Raw genomic sequence first — 4915 nt, 5'->3', positions numbered from 1 at the left:
ACCGGCGCGGATCAGCTGGTCGGCCAGTGCGATGGCGTCGACTCCGGACAGGCACACCTTGTTGATCGTCAGGGCAGGCACGGTCATCGGAATACCCGCAGCGACCGCAGCCTGACGGGCCGGAATCTGGCCGGCACCGGCGGTGAGAACCTGGCCCATGATGACGTAGTCGACCTGATCCGGAGCCACACCGGCCTTCTCGAGTGCACCCTTGATGGCGATCCCGCCGAGGTCCGATCCCGAGAAGTCCTTGAGTGCGCCCGAGAAGCGCCCGACGGGCGTACGAGCACCGGCGACGATGACTGTTGTGGTCACGATTTCCTCCGAAAGTATGAAGACGGCCTTGTCGAGATCAACGCTCCGACGCCCCCTGCCGATACCGGCCGGGCGGAGCACCGAAACGCAGCTGGCGCTAACGTCATGGCCATGACCTCCAGCACGCAGTCTTACACGGGAGCCCCGCTGCGCTCCGACCTGGTGACGGCTATCGACCACGTGGGTGTCGCGGTGCCCGATCTCGACGCCGCGATCACCTGGTACACCGACCACCTCGGCATGGTTGCAGTGCACGAGGAGGTCAACGAGGAACAGGGCGTTCGCGAGGCGATGCTCTCCTTCCCCGGAGCGACGGAGAAGTCCGCTGCACTGCAATTGCTCGCGCCGATCGACGAGTCGTCCACCATCGCGAAGTTCATCGGCCGCAACGGCCCGGGACTGCAACAGTTGGCCTACCGCGTCACCGACATCGAGGAGATCTCGACCGAGTTGCGCGCTCGCGGAGTTCGGTTACTGTACGACGCCCCGCGCCGCGGCACCGCCGATTCTCGGATCAACTTCGTCCATCCCAAGGACGCCGGTGGAGTGCTCATCGAGCTCGTCGAACCGAATCACAGCTCGCACTGACCGAACTCGGTGAACGAACCGTATGGCCCTCTACTTGACTCACCGGTAAATTGACGGCCATGGCCATCGATCATGAGCGCACTTCCACGGTGCAACTTCCCTTTTCCATCGTCCGGAAGGGGTTCGATCGCGACGAAGTCACAAACTACTTCGAGCGATTCGACGCCGAACTACGTCTGACGACCGCAGATCGTGATGCGGCCGCAGCGCAGGCTCGTGATCTGGCCAAGCAGCTCGACGACGCTCGCGACGAGATCGACGAACTACGCAAGGACATCGACCGTCTGTCGGTTCCGCCCACCACGGCGGAGGGGATGAGCGATCGAATCTCGCGCATGCTGCGGTTGGCTTCGGACGAGGCATCCGAAGTACGCGCGAAGGCGCACTCGGAGTCCGAGGAGATGATCTCGGTTGCGCAGCAGGAGAGTGCGCGACTGCGCGGGCGGCACGAGTCACTGGTGGCCGAACTCGAAGAGCGCCGGACGGCGCTCGAGGCCGAGCACCAGCAGACCATGGCTCAGGCGCGCACCGAGGCGGCCCGGGTGGTCGAGGCCGCGCAGGCCGAGCGCGACAAGCTGGCTGCCGAATCCGAGGCCAAGCGCGCCAAGGTTCAGGAAGATTTCGAGATCACGATGGCCGAGCGCCGCACCAAGGTCCTCACCGCTCTCGAGGAACTCGAAGCGTCCAGCAAAGCCGATGCTGCGCGCCGCATCGAGGAGGCCACCACCGAGTCTGCTCGACGCCTCCAGTCCGCGAGTGAGCAGGCCGAGCGACGCATCGCGCACTCGAAGGAACTTGCCGAGGAGCTGCGCGTGCTTCGCAGTCGAGTACTGGCCCAGCTGCTCGGAATTCGAGGCCAGCTCGATTCGGTTCCGGCGATGCTCGCCTCGGTCAATCGCGAGAGCGAACTGCTCGACAATCCCGACCCGACGGCAATCCTGAAGAAGGAAGAAGAGAAGGCGGCGGCGAAGGCCGAAGACGAGAAGGAATCGGCCGACTCCTCGTCCTGACTCTGCTCGTCCTGCGCCTGGCCTCCCCCGCTACGACCATCTGCGGGTGAGGCCTCGCGTGTTTCGGCCGGACCAACATCCGGTATGCCAGTGTCTGCGATTGTCGGCACCGCCGAAATCGTCCGACGGCCACGCGACGATATGTGCGACGCCCGGCCGCACCTCGTGATCACAGCCGGGGCATCGATAGGTCTTCACGGCCTTGGCGCCCGGGACCATCCGCGTCGTGTACGTGTCTCCGTCCGGACCGACCTCGACCCGGTTGCCGCCCAGCACGGAATCGGTTGGCGGGCCGAGATCACTCGGGCCGCCCCGATTCGGTCGGCGGGGTTGGTTACGACGAGGCACCCGTCCAGTGTAGAGAACGGGCCGGTAGATACCGACAGCCGTCAGAAAAGCCGGAACTCGGTACTGTCGGTTCCCCGTAGGACGTCGTAGTCGAGTGTGAGACAACGAATGCCGCGGTCGGTGGCCAGCGTCTTCGCCTGCGGCTTGATGATCTGAGCAGCAAACACGCCGCTGACCGGAGCCAGCAGCGGGTCACGATTGAGCAGCTCCAGGTACCGGGTCAACTGCTCGACGCCGTCGATCTCACCACGTCGCTTGATCTCCACCGCCACGGTTCCGCCATCGGCGTTGCGGCACAGTAGATCCACCGGGCCGATAGCCGTCATGTATTCGCGTCGAACGAGCGTGTATCCGTCGCCCAAGGTGCTGACGTGCTCGGCCAACAACTCCTGAAGATGTGCTTCCACACCGTCTTTCACCAAACCGGGATCGATACCGAGCTCGTGACTGGAGTCGAGCTCCACGTCGTCGATGGTGATACGAAGTTCTTCGCCGGCCTTGTTGGTGACGACCCACTTGATCGTCTCGCCCTCGGTGGTTTCGACCGTCCAGCAAGGCGGCGACATCCAGTTGAGCGGCTTGTAGGCCCGGTCGTCCGCGTGCACGCTCACGGATCCGTCGGACTTGACGAGAAGCAGGCGACGAGCGGACGGGAGGTGTGCGGTGAGGCGACCGACATAGTCGACTTGGCAACGAGCAATAACTAGACGCACTCGACCACCTTAAGGCAGGAGCCCCCGTTAGTCTGTGACGACCATGCCGCAATTGAGACGATCTGCCGCTCCCCTGGGTTCCCGCCTGCTCGGCGACACTTCCGAATCGCCACGTCGACGACGGATCCGAATTCAGCTGCTGCTGACTGTCTTCTTGGTCCTGTCGAACCTGATCGGCGCAGTCATCGTGGGCGTTCTGATCAGCGTTGTCGTTCCGGGCCCCGATGTCCTGGACATGGATCGCTACTGGTGGGTCAATTTCATCGTCGTACCGGTGTACGTCTTTCTCGCTTTCGTGGTCGGCGTCGTCTGGGGCACCACAAGCGCGCTGAGCAGTCTGCGGTGGGGCATCGAGGATCGCCGACCCACACGATCCGAGCAGGTCGCCACTCTCGCCATGCCCTGGCGTCTGACGCGCATCCAGATAGCGCTGTGGATCGGCGCGTTGATCCTGTTGACCACGATCGACGGGATCATCGATCCTCAGGCGATCCCCAAGGTCGCATTCACGATCGCGGCGGGAGGCACGGTCGTCTGCGCGTTCAGCTATCTACTCAGCGAGTTCGCCCTTCGCCCCATTGCAGCTCGGGCGCTCGAGGCAGGCGATCCACGTCGGATCCGGATCGCCGGTGTCATGGGTCGCTCCATTCTGTCGTGGTTGCTGGGGACCGGCGTTCCGGTGTCCGGACTGATGATGATCGCGGTTTTCCGTTTCCTCAGACCCGAGACCAGCGCCAACCAGCTTGCCGTGTCCATCCTCGCGCTCGGCGGCATCACCATTGTGTTCGGATTCGCACTGACTGTCCTCGGCGGATTCGCCACTACCTCCCCCATCAACAACGTGCGCGCGGGGATGGCCGAGGTGGAGAAGGGGAACATGGATGTCCGCCTTGCGGTGTACGACGGCACCGAGCTCGGCGAGCTGCAGAGCGGTTTCAACCGGATGGCCGACGGAGTGCGCGATCGGGAGAAGATCCGCGACCTGTTCGGTAGACACGTCGGCCATGAAGTCGCCGAAAAAGCGTTGCAGTCCGAGAGCGAGCTCGGTGGTCAGGAACGCGATATCGCCGTGTTCTTCATCGACCTCGTGGGATCGACCGAGCTCGCGGCGTCCCGGCCTCCAACCGAGGTTGTGGACCTACTCAACCGATTCTTCGCAGTGGTAGTCGACGAGGTCGACGAGCACGGTGGTTTCATCAACAAATTCGAGGGCGACGCCGCTCTTGCCATCTTCGGAGCCCCCAACGAGATTGCCGATCACTGCGGCTCCGCCTTGGCCGCGGCACGAGCCATTGCCCGACGGCTGCTGGTCGAAGTCCCCGAATGCAGTGCCGCTGTGGGTGTCGCAGCGGGACGCGCAGTGGCCGGCAACGTCGGTGCGAAGTCCCGATTCGAGTACACGGTCATCGGAGACCCGGTGAACGAGGCCGCTCGCCTCTCCGAATTGGCAAAGAACGCCCCAGGGGCGATCCTGGCTTCCAAGACGGCAGTGGACGGTGCTGCAGACGACGAAGCACAGCGGTGGGAATTCGGTGATTCGGTAACCCTTCGTGGACGCTCCGCCGAGACGGTCCTCGCGAATCCGAAAGATGTGAACGTCACCGCCGACGAGCCTGTTGCCGTGCACGCCTGACTGTATTACCGGTCCTTGCACTTGCTGGGACCTTCGTGCGTCGGCGTTGGTTTCCGCACATGCGCGCGCGTTCGTCAGGTGCGCGGGGAATGGTGAGCGGTCGGGGTGCGATTCCGCGCGCGGATGGCGAATGCGCGCGCCTTTGCGCTCGTATTCGCGGTCCGCAGTCGCGTCGTCTGCCCGCACCCGAGTTCAGGCCGACCCCGCTCGTCGCACATGCGCGCGCATTTGTGAGGTGCGCGGGGAATGGTCGGGGTTGGGGGTGCGATTGTGCGTGCGGGTGGCGAATGCGCGCGCAAAATCGCACC

At 64.0% G+C, this 4915-nt stretch carries 5 protein-coding genes and 1 pseudogene; 3 read left to right on the top strand and 3 right to left on the bottom strand.

Translation table 11 applies throughout. The annotated features are described in order from the left end of the window. Positions 1-315, bottom strand: a pseudogene (locus tag CH251_RS02350) (acetyl-CoA C-acyltransferase); the annotation flags it as partial. A 105-nt stretch (positions 316-420) separates the two neighbouring features. Between CH251_RS02350 and mce the strand changes: the two are divergent. Then, entirely contained in the window at positions 421-903 is a 483-nt protein-coding gene (gene mce / locus CH251_RS02345; protein ID WP_373454902.1) for a methylmalonyl-CoA epimerase, read from the top strand. Between the two features lie 59 nt (positions 904-962). Next, on the top strand, positions 963-1913 hold the full coding sequence (locus CH251_RS02340) for a hypothetical protein (protein ID WP_094611685.1): 951 nt from the start codon (positions 963-965) through the stop codon (positions 1911-1913). A gap of 30 nt (positions 1914-1943) precedes the next feature. On the opposite strand, the gene CH251_RS27745 is transcribed toward CH251_RS02340, so the two are convergent. Both CH251_RS27745 and nucS read right to left on the bottom strand, forming a co-directional pair. Beyond that, positions 1944-2261 (bottom strand): ATP/GTP-binding protein, encoded by a 318-nt coding sequence (locus CH251_RS27745; RefSeq protein WP_094611684.1) that lies wholly within the window; start codon positions 2259-2261, stop codon positions 1944-1946. Between the two features lie 41 nt (positions 2262-2302). Next, positions 2303-2974 carry an endonuclease NucS gene (gene nucS, locus CH251_RS02330; RefSeq protein WP_094611683.1) on the bottom strand — a complete coding sequence of 224 codons (672 nt, stop codon included), beginning with the start codon at positions 2972-2974 and terminating at the stop codon, positions 2303-2305. Between the two features lie 43 nt (positions 2975-3017). On the opposite strand from nucS, the gene CH251_RS02325 reads away from it, so the two are divergent. Continuing rightward, complete coding sequence (locus CH251_RS02325) at positions 3018-4607, top strand: adenylate/guanylate cyclase domain-containing protein (protein WP_094611686.1); 1590 nt, start codon at positions 3018-3020, stop codon at positions 4605-4607. Positions 4608-4915 lie beyond the last annotated feature (308 nt).

This window comes from Rhodococcus sp. 06-462-5 (genome assembly GCF_002258315.1).
GTDB lineage: Bacteria > Actinomycetota > Actinomycetes > Mycobacteriales > Mycobacteriaceae > Rhodococcoides.
Note: the sequence above shows the minus strand (reverse complement) of the source record. Positions and strands in the feature narration are given on the sequence as shown.

Coding starts and splice junctions, on each gene's coding strand:
- CH251_RS02340 (WP_094611685.1), top strand. CDS start 963: ATGGCCATCGATCATGAGCGCACTTCCACGGTGCAACTTCCCTTTTCC.
- mce (WP_373454902.1), top strand. CDS start 421: ATGGCCATGACCTCCAGCACGCAGTCTTACACGGGAGCCCCGCTGCGC.
- CH251_RS02325 (WP_094611686.1), top strand. CDS start 3,018: ATGCCGCAATTGAGACGATCTGCCGCTCCCCTGGGTTCCCGCCTGCTC.